Source organism: Actinomyces oris (assembly GCF_001937445.1).
Classification (GTDB): Bacteria; Actinomycetota; Actinomycetes; order Actinomycetales; family Actinomycetaceae; genus Actinomyces; species Actinomyces acetigenes.
In genome coordinates, this window is the sequence record NZ_MSKS01000015.1 from 41,588 (window position 1) to 58,297 (window position 16,710).

Annotated in this window: 13 protein-coding genes; 5 read left to right on the forward strand and 8 right to left on the reverse strand. The window is 67.8% G+C overall.

What is annotated here, in order from left to right; genetic code table 11:
• The first annotated feature begins 1 nt into the window (after nt 1).
• Entirely contained in the window at nt 2–1,144 is a 1,143-nt protein-coding gene (locus BKH20_RS05120) for an ABC transporter permease (protein ID WP_075390199.1), read from the forward strand.
• Nucleotides 1,131–2,315, forward strand: a complete 1,185-nt coding sequence (locus BKH20_RS05125; RefSeq protein ID WP_256693040.1) for an ABC transporter permease — start codon at nt 1,131–1,133, stop codon at nt 2,313–2,315. Before BKH20_RS05120 ends, BKH20_RS05125 begins: the two co-directional genes overlap by 14 nt.
• 93 nt (nt 2,316–2,408) lie before the next feature.
• Here BKH20_RS05125 and BKH20_RS05130 read toward each other — a convergent pair whose 3' ends face one another.
• Nucleotides 2,409–3,275: a hypothetical protein gene (locus BKH20_RS05130; protein ID WP_075390200.1), complete on the reverse strand. Its 867-nt coding sequence runs from the start codon at nt 3,273–3,275 to the stop codon at nt 2,409–2,411.
• A gap of 739 nt (nt 3,276–4,014) precedes the next feature.
• Nucleotides 4,015–5,601, reverse strand: a complete 1,587-nt coding sequence (guaA, locus tag BKH20_RS05135) for a glutamine-hydrolyzing GMP synthase (RefSeq protein ID WP_075390201.1) — start codon at nt 5,599–5,601, stop codon at nt 4,015–4,017.
• A gap of 446 nt (nt 5,602–6,047) precedes the next feature.
• Here guaA and BKH20_RS05140 point away from each other — a divergent pair, with 446 nt between their 5' ends.
• The 3 genes from BKH20_RS05140 to BKH20_RS05150 all read left to right on the forward strand — a co-directional run bounded on the left by BKH20_RS05140 (nt 6,048) and on the right by BKH20_RS05150 (nt 8,335).
• A complete protein-coding gene (locus tag BKH20_RS05140; RefSeq protein ID WP_075390202.1) occupies nt 6,048–6,317 on the forward strand; it encodes a hypothetical protein in 270 nt (89 codons plus the stop codon).
• Between the two features lie 343 nt (nt 6,318–6,660).
• Entirely contained in the window at nt 6,661–7,482 is an 822-nt protein-coding gene (locus tag BKH20_RS05145) for a protein-ADP-ribose hydrolase (protein ID WP_075390239.1), read from the forward strand.
• On the forward strand, nt 7,424–8,335 hold the full coding sequence (locus BKH20_RS05150; RefSeq protein WP_081381600.1) for a Sir2 silent information regulator family NAD-dependent deacetylase: 912 nt from the start codon (nt 7,424–7,426) through the stop codon (nt 8,333–8,335). The genes BKH20_RS05145 and BKH20_RS05150 overlap by 59 nt, the downstream gene beginning before the upstream one ends.
• A 22-nt stretch (nt 8,336–8,357) precedes the next feature.
• On the opposite strand, the gene BKH20_RS05155 is transcribed toward BKH20_RS05150, so the two are convergent.
• The 6 genes from BKH20_RS05155 to iolB form a co-directional block, all read right to left on the reverse strand.
• On the reverse strand, nt 8,358–8,756 hold the full coding sequence (locus BKH20_RS05155; RefSeq protein WP_075390203.1) for a nuclear transport factor 2 family protein: 399 nt from the start codon (nt 8,754–8,756) through the stop codon (nt 8,358–8,360).
• Between the two features lie 338 nt (nt 8,757–9,094).
• On the reverse strand, nt 9,095–10,261 hold the full coding sequence (locus BKH20_RS05160; RefSeq protein ID WP_075390204.1) for a zinc-binding dehydrogenase: 1,167 nt from the start codon (nt 10,259–10,261) through the stop codon (nt 9,095–9,097).
• A gap of 157 nt (nt 10,262–10,418) precedes the next feature.
• Entirely contained in the window at nt 10,419–11,696 is a 1,278-nt protein-coding gene (locus BKH20_RS05165; protein ID WP_075390205.1) for an MFS transporter, read from the reverse strand.
• Between the two features lie 205 nt (nt 11,697–11,901).
• Nucleotides 11,902–13,395 carry a CoA-acylating methylmalonate-semialdehyde dehydrogenase gene (locus BKH20_RS05170; protein WP_075390206.1) on the reverse strand — a complete coding sequence of 498 codons (1,494 nt, stop codon included), beginning with the start codon at nt 13,393–13,395 and terminating at the stop codon, nt 11,902–11,904.
• A 357-nt stretch (nt 13,396–13,752) separates the two neighbouring features.
• Nucleotides 13,753–15,660 carry a 3D-(3,5/4)-trihydroxycyclohexane-1,2-dione acylhydrolase (decyclizing) gene (gene iolD, locus BKH20_RS05175; RefSeq protein WP_075390207.1) on the reverse strand — a complete coding sequence of 636 codons (1,908 nt, stop codon included), beginning with the start codon at nt 15,658–15,660 and terminating at the stop codon, nt 13,753–13,755.
• Between the two features lie 53 nt (nt 15,661–15,713).
• Nucleotides 15,714–16,628 (reverse strand): 5-deoxy-glucuronate isomerase, encoded by a 915-nt coding sequence (iolB, locus tag BKH20_RS05180; protein ID WP_075390208.1) that lies wholly within the window; start codon nt 16,626–16,628, stop codon nt 15,714–15,716.
• Nucleotides 16,629–16,710: the final 82 nt, after the last annotated feature.

The following is a 16,710-nucleotide window of genomic DNA, read 5'->3' on the forward strand; positions in this document are numbered from 1 at the left end:
GATGTTGACCGTCTTCCTGTATCAAGTACTCAGGCTCCTGCGAGACCGGGTCCTGCTCGTGTGGACGCTCGGCATCCCCATCGTCCTGTCCCTCATCTTCATGGCCATGTTCTCCAACCTGGACAAGGCCTTTGAGGCCACCCCCATGAGCTTCGGCGTCGTCCAGGACGAGCCCTACCGGGCGGCTCCGGGGCTGGACGCCGTCGTGGAGCGCATCTCCGCCGCCGACGCCGATCATCACCTCATCACGAAGGTCACCCACTCCACGGTCGCGCAGGCCGAGGCCGCCGCGAAGCGGGGAGAGACCAACGGGTATCTCGCCGTCGAGGGCAGCGATCCTGTGCTGCACGTGACTCAGCAGGGCAACGAGGCCGAGACGACTCGGGTGCTGCGAGTGGTCATGGACTCCTACACCCAGAGGCGGGCCGAGTACGTGGCCCTGGCCAAGGCGGGGGCGGCTTCTGAGAAGCTGGCCGCGCTTGAGACCGATCAGGCCTTCACCCGCTCGATCTCGGTGACGCCCTCCCCGGTCAAGCCGCAGACCCACTACTATTTCGCGCTGCTGGCCTTCGCCTGCGGCATGGGGACGACCGTGGCCCTGGTGGCCGTGAAGGGAATCATGGCCGTCTCACCGGTGGGCGCCCGGCAGACCCTGGCGGGTCTGCCCCGCTGGAAGGTCCTGACGGCCACGCTCGCGGCCTCCTGGGTGTGCGTGTTCGTCTGCCTGCTCGTCGCTTTCGCCTTCATGGCCTCGGTCGTGGGCGTGGACTTCGGGCCCCATGTGCTGCTGTGTTTCGTGGCGATTGGGGTCTGCAGCCTCATGGCGAGTGCGGTAGGCGCCGCCCTGGGGACGCTGGCGCGCCTGGAGATCGGGATGATCTCCGGCTTCACGACCCTGCTGTCCTTGTTCACCGGCCTGTACGGGCCCGCGGCCCAGTCCCTGGCCAGCTCCATTGAGCAGCACGCACCGCTGCTGGCGCAGGCCAATCCCCTGTGGCAGACGGCCCGCTGCTTCTACGGACTCCTGTACTACGACTCCCTGGCGCCCTTCGCCCGCAGCTGCGCGGTCCTGCTGGGCATGACGTGCCTGTTCCTGACTATCGCCCTGATCCGGGCCAGGAGGATGACCCATGAGCACCTTTAAGACATGTGTGAGAGTTGTGGCCGCTCACCGGCTGTACATCCTCATCTACCTGGTGGTGCTGAGCCTGTTCGGCCTGTTCACCGGGATGGCCAAGTCCGAGGACAACTCCGATGAAGTCGCGGCCGCCACGGCAAGTGTGGCCGTCATCGACCGCGACGGCTCCACGATCTCCCGCGGGCTCAAGGACTACGTCGAGTCCGTCGGCGAGGCGCAGCCGATTGAGGACTCCAGGAGGGCGCTCCAGGACGCCACCGCACAGAACCGCATCAGCTACATCCTCATCATTCCCGCCGGTTACGGGCACAGGCTGCAGCAGGCGGCCCGCGAGGGCACCGAACCGCCCCGCATGGACACGGTCATCGGGTACGAGTCAGCGTCCGGAGCGCTCATGAACGTGCGCACCGACTCCTACGTGGGGCAGGTCAGCGACTACCTCTCGACCGTCACGGACGATCCGGCCCGGGCCGTCTCCCTGGCCAAGGAGACGATGAACCACTCCGCCCCCGCGAAACGGGTCACCCCGGACGCCACGCCTCTGTCCCACAGCTTCGTCACCTACGCCAAGTTCTCCTTCTACCCGCTCATGGCCTTCGCGGTCGTCACGATCTCCACACTGATGGCGGCGCTGGGGCGCCGGGCGGTGCGCGCACGCCTCGAGGCCACCCCGGTCAGCGGCACTTCCCGCAGCCTCGGGCTGCTGGGCGCGTGCCTCGTCGTGGGCCTCGCCGGGTGGCTGTGGGTCTTCGGGCTGGGAGTGGCGGCCTTCGGCCTGGGCAGCGTGGCGACGTCGACTCCACTGCTGGGGGTGGTCGCTGCGGCTGTGGGCAGCTACACGCTCGTGGCGGTCTCCATCGGATTCCTCATGGGGCAGATCGGTCTGGGCCGGCACGCGGCCAACGCCGTGGCCAACATCGGCGGCATGGCCCTGTCCTTCCTGGGCGGTGCGTGGGTACCCATCGAGTGGCTGCCCGACTCGCTCGCCCGGGCCGCGAGGCTCACGCCCGGCTACTGGGCGGACCAGGCGATCTCCGGGGCGTACGACGCGACCTCCACGTCCGCCGACGTCATTGGCCCCCTGCTGGTGGACTGCGGCATCTGCGCCCTGCTCGCCGTCGCGGTCTTCTCCGTCGCCGTGGCCGTGGGGCGCGCCCGGGCCCGGTCGGCCCTGTAGGGCGCAGGCGCACCCGTCCCATACGACGTTGGGGCCGGTCACCAGGTGGTGGCCGGCCCCACTGTCAGGCCCTGCGGGTTCGCGCCGCCGTCGTCACTTCACGGCGACGAAGACCTTGCCGGCCAGAAGACCGGGGGTCACCGCAAGGACCCCGTCCTGGGCGTTGGCCGACGGTACCGCGCGCACGATGTTGCCTGAGACGCTGGCCCCCTTGTACAGCACTGTCGTAGAGTCGATGGCATCCGGGGCGGCGACGAGGGAGTCGGCACCGTCAATGGTGACACCTTCCGCTGTCACGAAGTCGACCAGCACAAAAGCGGGCGTTTCTCCGGCTGGGTCGTTGCCGATGTAGGTGGCGGTGTAGTTGATGAGAACGTATTCCTTCCCTTCAGCGGGAGGCTCGTTGAACTGGTTGGCCGAGGCCACCGCATCGTTAGCGTTGAAGGTGACCGAGTTGATCACCACTTTCCAGTCCTTGCTGGAGATCTCGGTACGGAGCGGGTAGGGGTTCTCCCGAGTCTTTCCCTGTGCGGAGTCCGCAGCACCCGATCCTCCTGAGTTCGACGACGCCCCATCGGGAGCCGGTGACGCAGAGACGGCGCTCGTGGAGGACATCGCCTCATCAACGGCGTTGCCGACAACCACCAGGAAGACGAAGACACCGACGATGGTTCCGACAACCGAGACGATCACCGCGGTGATTGCAGGCCAAACGGCCTCACCCCTTCGGAAGAGGCCTACCAAACCGACGATGAAGGAGATTGGCAGCAGGATCCAGCCGACGATGAGGGCTCCAGGGATACAGGCGAAGATGAACCCGACAACCGCCATCACCAGAGCAACGATGCCCACGGTGTTGCGCCCCTTCTTCACCGGCGCAGGTGCTTGCTGCATGGGCACAGGAACCTGATCTTGAGGCGGGTACTGCTGAGGAGGGGTGGACTGAGGAGGGTACGACATTGTGGCTCCTGATATTCGACAGTATGTCGAAACGAGACAAACGAATGCAGCGACACCCGCTGCACTGCTCATCGTAGTCAGAGCAACACCCAGACAGCATGCACAGAAGCACAGAATTCAGAATTACTACATTCCAAAACGGCCACTAACCTGCCGAATGAAACTTAATAAGGTCGCGACCATCAGCAGCATCGCACCACCCACCAGGACAGGCATTTACGCACATCGCCACTCGGCCTTGACGACGCGATCACAGAACTATTGCGAACCCCGAAAGAAGTCGGCGCCAACAATCATTCACCCCAGACTCAACCTCCATCGAAACACAGGACTTATAATCCACTATCGATCTGTCGACAATTTTTCAAAGCTCCAGCCGACACTCAGACAAGCACCCAACATTCCTGTAGTCACGCAATCGCCGACCCACATCCAGGTCTCACCGGATCGAGGACGTACTTTCTCTACGAGGACTGACTTCTCCTCCAGACCACTGCGGGGGAATCCCAGCGATCTGGGGGATACGTACGTCCTCGACGAGAATCGCAGTCCTCGATAGCAGGGCCGACCCCAGTACCCCGTCTGCCCGCGGCCACCCCGCACATCTGCAGATCCCAGCCAGCCAAGCGGGACCGGCAGACACCCCCGCTCGCGCCCACCAACGAGCACAACTGGGCCCCGCCGGCGCATTGCACTGGCGGGGCCCAGCAGGCGACGGCCAGTCGTCCTGGCTCTCCCGTCACTCCCACTCAATGGTGCCCGGGGGCTTGCTCGTGCAGTCGAGCACCACCCGGTTGACCTCCGGCACGGAGTTGGTGATCCGGTTGGAGATGCGCGCCAGGACATCGTAAGGCAGGCGGGTCCAGTCCGCCGTCATGGCGTCCTCGCTGCTGACCGGCCGCAGAACAATGGGGTGACCGTAGGTGCGCCCGTCGCCCTGCACCCCCACGGAGCGCACGTCGGCCAGCAGCACCACCGGGCACTGCCAGATCTCCTCGTCGAGCCCGGCGGCGGTGAGCTCCTCGCGGGCGATGGCGTCGGCGGCCCGCAGCACACGCAGGTTCTCGGCCGTTACCTCGCCGATGACGCGGATGCCCAGCCCCGGTCCGGGGAAGGGCTGACGGGCGACGATCTTCTCCGGCACGCCCAGCTCGCGACCGATGGCGCGCACCTCGTCCTTGAACAGCTCGCGCAGCGGCTCGATGAGCTCGAAGTCGAGGTCCTCGGGCAGGCCACCCACGTTGTGGTGGCTCTTGATGTTGGCGGCGCCCTCTCCCCCACCGGACTCAACGACGTCGGGATAGAGAGTCCCCTGGACCAGGAAGCGGATCTCGCCGCCCTCAGCCCCGACGGCCTCGATGACGCGGCGCTGGGCGGCCTCGAAGGAGCGGATGAACTCCCGGCCGATGATCTTGCGCTTGGCCTCCGGCTCGGTGACGCCGGCCAGGGCGCTCAGGAAGCGCTCGGTCTCGTCGACCGTGATGACGCGGATGCCCATGCCCTCGGCGTAGTCGTGCTCGACCTGTTCGCGCTCGCCGGCGCGCAGCAGGCCGTGGTCGACGAAGATGCAGGTGAGCTGGTCGCCGATGGCGCGGTGGACGAGGGCGGCGGCCACGGAGGAGTCCACTCCCCCGCTCAGGCCGCAAATGACGTGGGCGTCGCCCACCTGCTCGCGGATGCGGGCCACCTGCTCGTCGATGATGTTGTCCGGCGTCCAGGTGGCCGGCAGCCCCGCCTCCTTGTGCAGGAAGTTGACCAGGGCGGCCTGCCCGTGCTCGGAGTGGAGGACCTCGGGGTGCCACTGCAACCCGTAGAGGCGGCGGCCCGGGTTCTCGAAAGCGGCCACCGGCGTCTGGGAGGTGGAGGCGGTGACGGTAAAGCCCTCGGGAGCGGCCTGGACCGCGTCACCGTGACTCATCCACACCACCTGATCGTCCGGGGTGCCGTCGAACAGGCAGGAGCCCTCCTCCACGCGGGCGGGAGTGTGCCCGTACTCGCGGGTGCCAGTGCGTCCGACCGTTCCGCCCAGGGCCTGGGCCATGGCCTGGAATCCATAGCAGATCCCCAGGACCGGCACTCCGGCGTCGAACAGGGCAGGGTCAACGGAGGGGGCGCCGTCGGCGTAAACCGAGGAGGGGCCACCGGAGAGGATGATGGCCGACGGCTGCTTGTCCAGCATGGCGGCGGCATCCATGGAGTGGGGCACGATCTCGGAGTAGACACCGGCCTCGCGCACGCGGCGGGCGATGAGCTGGGCGTACTGGGCGCCGAAGTCCACCACGAGGACGGGGCCGACGGCGCTGGAAGAAGTCTGGCTGGTCTTCACCGGAACAGAATAGCCGGGGCGGCATCCCGCCGCCTTCCGCCCTGCCGGCCGGCAACGACGCCACCTCTCGGCGCTACCCGCCACCACAGGATGACTAGACCAGTGGTTGATGTCGCACTCCTGCCGCACAGGTCGCGCTCCCGCATCAAAACCAGCGTGACGTTAGTATTCTCAACGCCCTACCAGGACGGGGAATCCCCTCAATGACGCCGCGTTCGGGCACGCCCCTCCGAGAGCACCCCCTCTCCCCGCGACGCCCTGTGTTCCACGATCCATCGGCGCAACACACGTCACGATCCTTTGTCTAGACAATTAGGTGGCGGCTTCCTAGAGTTCTACGTGACGGAGAAACCTCCGTCCAGCCCACGGGCTGCACACCGTCGTGCAGGGACGCACGACTCACGGTCAGGCGGACCTGCTCGACACGCACCGAGAGGAACACTCACATGACCGCCACCACCACCGAGCGCCCCACCCAGACCGTCGAGACCGCCGCTTCCACCACCGACACCCAGGCGATCACCGGCACGCAGACCGACGCCAACCGCCTCACCTTCACCATCGCCATGATCGCCGTCATGGTCGCCGTCATGGTCATGGCCGTTGTCGGCGCCGTCACCGGCATCCCGACCCTCATGTTCGCCTCCTCCGTCCTGGCCGCGATCACCATGGGCGTGGGCATCTACACCGGCATCAACCTCCTCGAGGCCCGCTGAGCGTAGACGATTCCAACGAGCTCACTGGAGCTCCACCGGATCCGGACCACGCACCACAAGCAACGCAGGACCCGGACCCAGCCCAGCAAGGGCGCAGAAATAACGAGGCTGCGCGGCCAAGGAAGCCCGCGCAGCCATGGCAAACCGAGGGGCACCGCACAGACGGCGCCCCTCTTCTTCTCATGCCCAGAGCGTCGCAGGCACACGTCACTGCCTGTCGACGCAGCGACGGCCGAGCGCTCATGACATACACCACGCGACATCCGCCTTCCTGAGTTTCTGTCTGATATCTACTATCCAATAGTAACTAAGTATCTCACCCGTCTCCGGCAGCGAGGATCACATGTCTCCAGGTCCATTGACGCAGTCTCAGCGCAGCGCCCTCGTTGATACATCGCTGGCCCTCCTGCTTCAGGAGCAGCCCAACGGCCAGCAGCTCCTGGACACCGTCTCGGCCGGCGATCCTGGTCGGCGCCGGCTGGCGCTGCGGGCCCTGCTCGCCATGCGTCCCGCCATTCCACTATCCCCTGAACTGAGCTGCTCACTGGCACGACTGCTGTCCGCTGAGGCCGCTGAGCGGGAGACCCTCGACGCTGGCGATCTACCAGGCGCACCCCTTGATCCACGCCTGTCTCTGTGGCGCGGCGACATCACGACAATCCGGGCCGACGCGATCGTCAACGCGGCGAACTCCGCTCTCCTCGGATGTTTCCAGCCGCTGCACGCCTGCATCGACAACGCCATCCACTCGGCCGCAGGCCCCGGACTACGCCAGGAATGCGCAGACATCATGGCCGCTCGGGGCCGTCCCGAGCCCACCGGGACGGCAACCGTGACCGGCGGCTACCACCTGCCAGCCACCTACGTCATCCACACTGTCGGGCCGATCGTGCAGGGGGAGCCGACCCCGGAGCACGAGGCGCTCCTGGCCTCCTCCTACCGTTCCTGCCTGCTCGCTGCCGAGAACCTGGGGGCCTCCAGCATCGCGCTGTGCTGCATCTCCACCGGTATCTTCGGCTATCCCAAGGCCGAGGCCGCCACCATCGCGGTCCGCACCGTCCGCGAGCTGCTCCCCCGTTTCCAGTCACTGACAAAGGTGGTCTTCAATGTCTTCGATCCAATCGACGAATCGATCTACCGCGGCCTCCTCGACCCTGACCGCTGAGGGGCCGACGACGATCCGGCGTCTAGCCGACGCAGCCTCTCAGGCCGACGCCGTCGTTCTCGGTGCCGGATCGGGGCTGTCGGCCGCAGCGGGCCTGTCCTACTCAGGCCCCCGATTCACACGCCTCTTCCCTGACTTCATCGAGGAGTTCGGCCTGAGAGACATGTACTCCTCCGGGTTCTACCCCTTCCCAACACCGGAGCACCGGTGGGCCTACTGGTCCCGGCACATCATGGCCAACCGCTACGACAACCCCGTCCTTCCCCTCTACCAGGACCTGAGGGCCATCCTGAATGGTTTGGTGGACACGGACTACTTCGTCATCACCACGAACGTCGACCACGCCTTCGCCCGCAATGGCTTCGACGAGTCGCTCGTCTTCGCCACTCAGGGCGACTACGGGTTGTGGCAGTGCTCTGTTCCCTGCCACGCCGGGACGTGGTCCAACAAGTCGGCCGTGCGAGAGATGGTGGAGCGGCAGCGGGACCTGCGCATTCCATCATCGTTGTTGCCCGTATGCCCCAGGTGCAAGGAACCTGCGGCGATGAACCTGCGGGTGGACGGCACCTTCGTGGAGGACGAGCACTGGCACGACGCTGCTGAGCGATACCGCCGGTTCCTGTCCGAGCACGAGTCGGACCGGGTCCTCTACCTGGAGATCGGGGTGGGGTGGAACACGCCCTCACTCATCAAGTTCCCCTTCTGGCAGCGGACCTACGCCAACACCTCAGCCATCTTCGCCACCCTCAACCAGGAACCGGAGGTCCCTCAGCAGATCGAGCAGCGCTCCATCGCCGTCCCGGGGGACATCGCCGCCAGCATTGAGGCTTGGAAAGCGCTGGCGCAGAGCTGACGCGCCGGCGCCCGCGCCGGAGTCAGAACATGCCGTTGTCGTTGGCGGAGGTCTCCGGGATCACCTGGAGCACGTCCCAGTGCTCCACGATCCGGCCACGCTCATCGAGGCGGAAGATGTCGATGCCCGCGTAGTCCTCCGACCCCGGCCACCGCTGGTGGCAGTGCAGGATGACGTAGTCCCCCTCGGCGAAGGCACGCACGAACTCCACGCTCTTGCCAGGGTAGTCGCGAGCCATCCGTTCGAAGTACTCGACGAAGGCCTCCTTGCCGTCGGCCACGTGAGTGTTGTGCTGCCGGTACTCCTCGCCGGCGTAGCGCTCCAGCGCCTCCCTCGGCCGACACTGATTGAACATCAGGTCGTAGAAGGCCTTGACGTTCTTCTTGTTGCGCTCCAGAGTGCGCTCCAGCTCAGTGGACATACAGGGCTCCTCCTTCGCTCCTTGCGATGGTCACACTAGTCAGTCAGACGCCCCCTACGGTTGACGGCGCGCCACCGCGACACCCAAGATGTCCAAATCGGATACAAAGGAGGGCCCCAGGCTCACAGCGCCAATAAGATACCGCATGATTCCGCGGTTCCGTTGACGGTCCGTTTGGGCCACGGGCTCCTTTGTCACCGATTTGGACACGCCGCGCCCTCAGACTCAGTTTCGGATCACGCATCGCGCCTCCCACTCTGACCGGCAGGGCCCGAGCAGGAGGCGCGAGGATGAGGGGGCGCGGTCAAGCCCCGACAACCGGGACTGACCGGCTGGGATCACAGCGACATGTCGACGACGGCGCGCCCCTGGATCTCGCGGTTGCGCAGCGCGGTGTAGCCGGCACCGGCCTCCTCCAGCGGCAGGCGGCGCGAGACGATATCGCGGTAGTTGATGACGCCCTTGTCAGCCAGGTCGACGACAGCCGGCAGGTCCTGGCGGGTGCGCGCCCCGTAGGAGCCGAGGATCGACTGCGAGCGGCGCACGGTGCGGTTGATCTCCACCCCAGCGGTCTGCACGCCGGCCCCCAGGCCGATCGGCACCATGCGGCCACCGTCGGCCAGGACATCCAGAGCGGTGGTCCAGGTGGCGGGGATGCCCAGGGCCTCAAAGGAGACGTCGACACCCTTGCCGCCGGTAAGCCGGAAGACCTCCTCGCGGGCGTCCTGGGTGACGGAGTTGACCACAGCCGTAGCCCCGTAGTCGAGCATGGGGGCGAGCTTGTCGTCATCAACGTCGATGGCAATGACCTGGCTGGCACCGAAAGCCCGGGCGATCTGGACGATGTTGGTGCCCACGCCGCCGGTGGCGACCACGGCGACGGTCTCCCCGTAGCGCAGGTCGGCGCCGCGGCGCACGGCCCCGTAACCGGTCATGGCCGCGCAGCCCAGGATGGCCGCCGGCACCATATCGATGGTGTCCGGCACGGGGGCCACCGCGGTAGAGGGAACCACCGCGTACTCAGCCAGGCCACCCATGGAGTACATGGCCACCGGCTCGCCATCGAGGGTCGCCAGGCGAGTGGTGCCGTCGTAGAGGACACCCTTGAGGCGGTTGAGGTCGAAGAAGGGGCCGCACAGCTCGTCGCGCCCCGAGGCACAGGCGTCGCACTGGCCGCAGGGCATGAGGAAGCCGCCGGCCACCTTCTGCCCGACCGTCAAGCCGGTGTGCTCGTTACCGGGGCCGAGCTCCACGATAGTGCCGGAGACCTCGTGGCCGAGCACCGCCGGCAGAGGGAAGGCAATGGCGCCGCCGATGACGTGGAGGTCGGAGTGGCACAGCCCGCAGGCGGCCACCTTGATGAGGACCTCGCCTGCCTTGGGCCGGGGGGTGCGCAGGGTCTCGATCTGCAGGCCGACCTCGTGGTCCCGCAGGACCGCGGCCTTCATGGTCTCAGGGATGGACACGGTTGTCTGTGAGGCCTGGACCGCCTCATTGCTCGTCATGCTCAGGTGCCTCTCTGTCAGGTGTCGACGACGTCGGGCCGCCGAGTGGCCTCCTCAAGGCCACGCCCCCACCATACGATATTTGTCCTGACAAATCATAGGCCTGAAGTCGGATGCGCTGACGCTGCCCTCAGAGACGCCCCGCGCTCGCACTCCCCTAGACTTTCAGCTCGCGCGGCAGGCGCAGGAGCACGACGGCGACGCTGAGCACCGACAGCGTGAAGACCACCCAGAACAGGGCGCGGGTCCCGAGGTAGCTCACGATGAGCAGTGAGGCCAGGAGGACTCCGGCACGCGCCAGGACCCCTCCGGTCGCCGAGGCGCGCCGCTGCGCCTCCACCAGCCAGGGCGGGATCCGCGGGTCGATCGCCCCCTGACAGGCCGGCAGCACCAGCACCGACTGGCTGGCGACCAGGATCGCCAGGGAGACGATGATCGTCCAGGCGCCGCCCACGCCTCCCAGGGTCATGCCGGTCACCAGGAAGGTGGCCCCCAGGACGGCGACGACCGTTCCCAGCACCACCCGCAGGAATCGCAGCTGCTCGACCCGGGTCACCAGCGCCAGGGCGAGGAGTGCCAGCCCTATCCATGTCACGGCGCTTATGGCGATCGCAGCGGGTGCGAGCCCGAGATCGGTGGCGAGCAGTGGGGCGAGGACCAGGGCCGCCGCCCCCAGGGGCGCCTCCTGGGCGATGATGAGGACGGCGCCAGTGAGCACGGCGGCACGCACCTCGGGCACCCGCAGCTCGCCGGTGGACATGGCCTGCTGCTCGGCCATCATCTCCGCATCCAGGCGGGTCCAGTCGATGGCCACGGAGGCCTCCAGGGTCCCGTGCAGACGGCGCAGCGCCTCGAAGGCCTCAACGTCGCGTCCCTGCCGCACCAGCCAGACCGGGCTCTCGGGCAGGAGCAGGGCGCAGACCAGGTACGCCAGCGCGGCGACGGCGACCACCACCCAGGCGATGAGGAGCCGCGAAGGACTCCACCAGGCCGCTAGAACCACGACGCCGGCCCCGGCCGGACCGAGGGCCATGGCCTGCGGCATGAGTCGCTTGTGCCCCCTAAGGGAGAGCTCGTGGCAGACCAGTGGCGCCACGACGAGCACCCCGCCCACCGCCAGGCCCACCAGGCCCGCCCCGATCAGGCCGACGCCGCCGAGCCCGGCTGCGACCCCGGCACCCAGCACTGCCAGAGCGCCCATGAGCAGCCCCATTCGCTGTCGCCCCAGGTACCGGGTAAGAGGGCGGCCGGAGACGGTCCCCAGCACCATCGCCGCAGCAACAGCGCCGACCAGGGGCAGAGCGCTGCCGCGCGCGCCGGCGACCCCGATGGCCAGCGCCCCTTCCAGGGCGCCGAGGAACAGACCTGCCGCCCAGGCGTACAGGCTGAGGCGGAGCGGAGCGGGTGGCGCGCTGCGCGGCGGATGCGGGTTCATGGAGTGAGTCTCTTAGTGTGGCGGCAATTCCTGCGAGGCTTGCCTGGCTGGTGGTGCTGACGGAGTGAGACGTGCGGATGAAGGGCACGTCACCCGAGGTCCCAGCCAGGCGCGGACGCACCATAGGGCCCGCGGACTCATCCTGCAGGATCCGTCCTTGAGGTCTATGGTGCGTCCGCAGTGATGGGTGGCGGAGCAGCCGGGCTCACTCCTCGCGCTGGAAGGACATGGTGGCGGCGTAGGTCTTCTCCGAGGGCCAGCGGGTGGTCACGGCCTTGGCGCGGGTGTAGAACCGCACGCCCTCGGGGCCGTGGATGTGGGTGTCGCCCAGGAGCGACTCCTTCCAGCCGCCGAAGGAGTAGTAGGCCACCGGTGTCGGGATCGGCACATTGATGCCCACCATGCCGGCCTCGACGTCGAGCTCGAAGCGACGGGCCACGCCGCCGTCGTTGGTGAAGATGGCCGCGCCGTTGCCGAAGGGCGAGGAATTGACCTGCTTGATGGCCTCCTCATAGGTGTCGGCGTGGACGATGGCGAGCACTGGCCCGAAGACCTCCTCGGTGTAGAGCGAGGACTCCAGGGGGACATTGTCGACGATGGTCGGGCCGAGGAAGTGGCCCTTCTCGTGTCCGGGGATGACCAGCGTGCGGCCGTCGAGGACGACCTCGGCGCCCTTGGCCTCGGCGTCGTCAATGAGTCCGGTGATGAACTCCTTGGACTTGGCGTCGATGACCGGGCCCATCTCGACACCCTCGTCCATGCCGTAGCCGACCTTGATCTTCTCGGCGTGGGCCTTGACGCGGCGGGCGAGGTCCGGTCCGCAGCCGCCCACGGCCACGACGACGGGCAGGGCCATGCAGCGCTCGCCGGCGGCCCCGAAGGCGGCGGCGGAGATGTGCTGGGCGGCGAAGTCCAGGTCGGAGTCGGGCATGACGATGGCGTGGTTGTTCGCCCCGCCCAGGGCCTGGACGCGCTTGCCGTGGGTGATGCCGGTGTTCTGGACGATGTGGGCCACCGGGGTGGAGCCCACGAAGGAGATCGCGTCGATGCCGGGGTGCTCAAGGACCTTGGAGACCATGGTGCGGTTGCCGGAGACGACGTTGAAGACGCCGTCAGGCAGGCCGGCCTCCTTGTAGAGCTCGGCCGTCAGCAGTGCCGCCGACGGCGTGGCCGAGGCTGGCTTGAGGATGAAGGCGTTGCCGGTGGCGATGGCGATGGGGTGCATCCACATGGGCACCATGGCCGGGAAGTTGAAGGGGCAGATGCCGGCGACGACGCCGACCGGCTGACGCAGGGTGTGGATGTCCACGCCGGTGGAGATGTCGAAGGAGTGCTCGCCCTTGAGGGCCAGGTTGATGGCGGTGGCGAAGTCGAGGGTCTCGCGCCCGCGCTGGATCTCACCGATGGCGTCGGAGTAGTTCTTGCCGTGCTCGGCCACGATCATCTTGGCCATCTCGTCGGAGTGGTCCAGGACCAGCTGGCGCATGCGGAACATGATGGCGGTGCGCTTGGCCAGCGAGACCTTCGCCCACTCCTTCTGGGCGCGGCGGGCCACCTCGACGGCGTGGTCGAGGTCGGCGTCGGAGGCCTGGAGCAGCTCGGCCTCGACCTCACCGGTCCCCGGGTTCTCGACGGCGAAGCGCCCGATCGGGTTTCCCTCGTAGTACTTTCCGTCAACCCAGTGCGCAATGGTTCTCATCGTTATCGACTCCTGATTGTCGGTTTCGCGGACCCGCCCCGCCTATGGGGTGGGTAGGGCCGGACTCAGACCAAGGTCTCAGCGGCGGACCGGCCGGGCGCCCAGCGCCTTGCATGTGCCCCCAGCCTAACGTCCCAGACGGCCAACGGTGCGATTTTGTCAGAACATAATGGGGACGTTGACCACATCGTGATCCTGGCGTCCCGCTGGGCCGTGGTCAAGGGGCGCCCGCCCCGGAGGGGAGCACGCACACGGCGGGGGCCCACGGCGCCGCTCGCCGTGGACCCCCGCCGTCGCGGTCGGCGCAGGAGCGCGCCGTTGACCGCGGCCTACCTGCGATCCCTCCAGGTAGTGGCCTTACAGGTAGTGACGCTGAGGCTTGCGGTCACGCAGGTACTCCTCGTAGGCGCGCTGCGTGGACTCCAGCTCAGAGACACCCGAGACCGGCACGTCCCACCAGCTCGACCCGGGCGGGTTGGGGCCGTAGAGGTCGGTCTCGATGTGGATCATCGTGGGACGGTCGGAGGCCTCGGCCTGGCGGTAGGCCTCCTTGAACTCGGCGATGGTGTGGACCTCGAGGACGTCCAGACCCCAGGACCGGGCGTTGGCGGCGATGTCGACGCCGTCAATGACCTGCTCGTCGGCCAGGTGGCTGCCCTCGCCGCGCCTGCGGTACTTGGTGCCGAAGCGCTGGGAGCCGTGGGACTCCGAGAGGGCACCGATGGAGCAGAAGCCGTAGTTCTGCAGCAGGACGTAGATGACCTTGATGTTCTCCTGGACCACGGTGGCCAGCTCCATGGGAAGCATCTGGTAGGTGCCGTCGCCCACGATGGCGACCACCTCGGCCTCGGGGCGGGCGAGCTTGACGCCCATGGCGGCAGGCACCTCGTAGCCCATGCAGGAGAAGGCGTACTCCACGTGGTACTGCAGCGGGCTGCGGGCCTGCCACAGGGCCTGGAGGTCACCGGGCATGGAGCCGGCGGCGTTGATGACCACGTCCTCCTCCCCCATGAGCTCGTTGAGGGCGCCGAAGACCTCGGTCTGGGCGGGCAGGGGCCCGTGGTCCAGGTGGTAGCAGCGCTCGGTGGCCTTGAGCCAGGCCTCCTTCTCCGCGGTGATCTCCTCGGAGTAGGCCGCCTCGACGTGGTAGTCCGCGAGCGCCTCAGCCAGGGCGGCCAGGGCCTCGCGGGCGTCGGCCACCACCATCTCGGCGCTCTCCTTGGCGGCGTCGAAGGGGGTGACGTTGATGTTCACGAACTTCACGTCGGGGTTCTTGAACTGGGTCTTGGAGGCCGTGGTGAAGTCGGAGTAGCGGGTGCCCACGCCGATGATGAGATCGGCCTTGTCGGCGATGTGGTTGCCGGAGTCGCAGCCGGTGGAGCCCACGCCGCCCACGGCGCTGGGGTGGTCGAAGTTGATGGCGCCCTTGCCGGCCTGGGTGTCGCCCACCGGGATGCCGGTGGCGGTGGCCAGGGCGCGCAGCTCCTCACTGGCGCCGGCGTAGATGGTGCCGCCGCCGGCGATGATGAGGGGCCGCTTGGCGGCCTTGATGAGGGCGACGGCGCGCTGAAGGGCGGCGGGCTCGGGCACCGGGCGGCGCACGTGCCAAACGCGCTTGCCGAACAGCTCCACGGGCCAGTCGAAGACCTCGGCCTGGACGTCCTGGGGCATGGCGATGGTGACCGCGCCGGTCTCGGCGGGGTCGGTGAGTACGCGCATGGCGTTCAGCAGCGAGGGGATGAGCTGCTCGGGCCGGTTGATGCGGTCGAAGAAGCGCGAGACGGGGCGGAAGGCGTCGTTGACCGAGACATCCAGGCTGGTGGGGTCCTCCAGCTGCTGGAGCACGGGGTCGGGGACGCGGGTGGCGAACTGGTCAGAGGGGAAGAGTAGCACCGGCAGGCGGTTGGTGGTGGCCAGGGCGGCCCCGGTGACCATGTTGAGGGAGCCCGGGCCGATGGAGGCCGTGCACATGTAGGTCTGGAGGCGGTTGGTGGTCTTGGCGAAGGCGGCGGCCGCGTGCACCTGCCCCTGCTCGTTGCGGGGCATGATGTAGGGCATCTCCTGCTCGCCGTCGGCGCGGGCGATCTCGTTCTGCAGGAGGGCCTGGCCGATGCCGGCCACGTTGCCGTGGCCGAAGATCCCGAAGGCCCCGGCGATGAGGCGCTGCTCGACGCCGTCGCGCTCGGAGTACTGGTTGGACAGGAAACGGATGGTGGCCTGGGCGACCGTCAGGCGGATCGTGCCGGCGTAGGCTTCGTTGCTCATCGTGGTTCTTCTCTGCTCTTCTCAGGTGGTGGGGCGGTCGAAAGGCGGATCGGCTAGTCGTTCATGGGGGTCATGGGCAGGCGCGGGTCGACCTCCTGGCCTTCCCAGGTCTGGCGTACCCAGGTGTGGTGGGGGTCGTCGGTCATGAGCCACACGGAGTCCTCGGCGGGGCCGGCCATGACGTTGAGGTAGTACAGGTCGTAGCCGGGGGCGGCCACGGAGGGCCCGTGGTAGCCGTAGGGCATGACGACGACGTCGCCGCCGCGCACCTCGGTGCACACGTCGATGTCGTGGCCGGGTGAGGGGTAGATGCGCTGGAGCGCGAAGCCCTCGGCGTCGCCCTCGCCGGCGCGGACCTGGTAGTAGTAGATCTCCTCCAGGACCCGCTCGACCTCGGTGTGCTCGTCGTGCTTGTGAGGCGGGTAGGAGGACCAGTTGCCTCCGGGGGTCAGGACCTCGCAGGCCAGTAGGTGGGAGGTCTCGACGTCGTTGCCCAGGGCGTAGTTGTTGACCTGGCGCGAGGAGGGGCCGGCCCCCCGCAGGCCGGTTCCGACCTCGGAGCGCGGGCAGTAGCGCAGCGGCTTGTCGGTGGTGGCCTTGGCCCCGGGCAGGGCGATGCGGGCGCCGTCGGTGCTGGTGAGGGTCACCTCGGTGCGGCGGGGGACGTAGACGTAGTCGGTGATGTCGGTGAAGACCGACTGGCGTCCGGCCACCTCGAAGCGCTCACCGCCGGCCTGGACGGCGCAGCCCCCCGACAGGGGCAGGACGAGGTACTCGTGCTCGCCGGCGGGCACGGTCAGGGGCTTCCCGGGGGCGAGCGCCACCACTCGCAGGGAGGACCACTCCCAGCCGGCCCGCTCCGGGGTGAGGTCCAGCTCATAGCTGTCGTGGGCGAGCTCGCCGGCGCGGATGACGTAGCGGGACTGGCCCGACGTCTCGGACGGGGCGGTGCGGTCGGTGTGGCCCATGGTGGTGCTCCTTCAGCTCCTGGTGGTACTCGTGCGGATTGTCTCGTATGGGGCGGCTCGGCCGGGGCCGATTGACGGCGGT

What these genes read in the sequence shown, in the direction of transcription:
- BKH20_RS05170 (WP_075390206.1), bottom strand. Translation starts at nt 13,395, where the DNA reads ATGAGAACCATTGCGCACTGGGTTGACGGAAAGTACTACGAGGGAAAC.
- BKH20_RS05150 (WP_081381600.1), top strand. Translation starts at nt 7,424, where the DNA reads ATGTCTTCGATCCAATCGACGAATCGATCTACCGCGGCCTCCTCGACC.
- BKH20_RS05155 (WP_075390203.1), bottom strand. Translation starts at nt 8,756, where the DNA reads ATGTCCACTGAGCTGGAGCGCACTCTGGAGCGCAACAAGAAGAACGTC.
- BKH20_RS05125 (WP_256693040.1), top strand. Translation starts at nt 1,131, where the DNA reads ATGAGCACCTTTAAGACATGTGTGAGAGTTGTGGCCGCTCACCGGCTG.
- BKH20_RS05165 (WP_075390205.1), bottom strand. Translation starts at nt 11,696, where the DNA reads ATGAACCCGCATCCGCCGCGCAGCGCGCCACCCGCTCCGCTCCGCCTC.
- BKH20_RS05145 (WP_075390239.1), top strand. Translation starts at nt 6,661, where the DNA reads ATGTCTCCAGGTCCATTGACGCAGTCTCAGCGCAGCGCCCTCGTTGAT.
- iolB (WP_075390208.1), bottom strand. Translation starts at nt 16,628, where the DNA reads ATGGGCCACACCGACCGCACCGCCCCGTCCGAGACGTCGGGCCAGTCC.
- BKH20_RS05130 (WP_075390200.1), bottom strand. Translation starts at nt 3,275, where the DNA reads ATGTCGTACCCTCCTCAGTCCACCCCTCCTCAGCAGTACCCGCCTCAA.
- BKH20_RS05140 (WP_075390202.1), top strand. Translation starts at nt 6,048, where the DNA reads ATGACCGCCACCACCACCGAGCGCCCCACCCAGACCGTCGAGACCGCC.
- iolD (WP_075390207.1), bottom strand. Translation starts at nt 15,660, where the DNA reads ATGAGCAACGAAGCCTACGCCGGCACGATCCGCCTGACGGTCGCCCAG.
- BKH20_RS05120 (WP_075390199.1), top strand. Translation starts at nt 2, where the DNA reads ATGTTGACCGTCTTCCTGTATCAAGTACTCAGGCTCCTGCGAGACCGG.
- BKH20_RS05160 (WP_075390204.1), bottom strand. Translation starts at nt 10,261, where the DNA reads ATGACGAGCAATGAGGCGGTCCAGGCCTCACAGACAACCGTGTCCATC.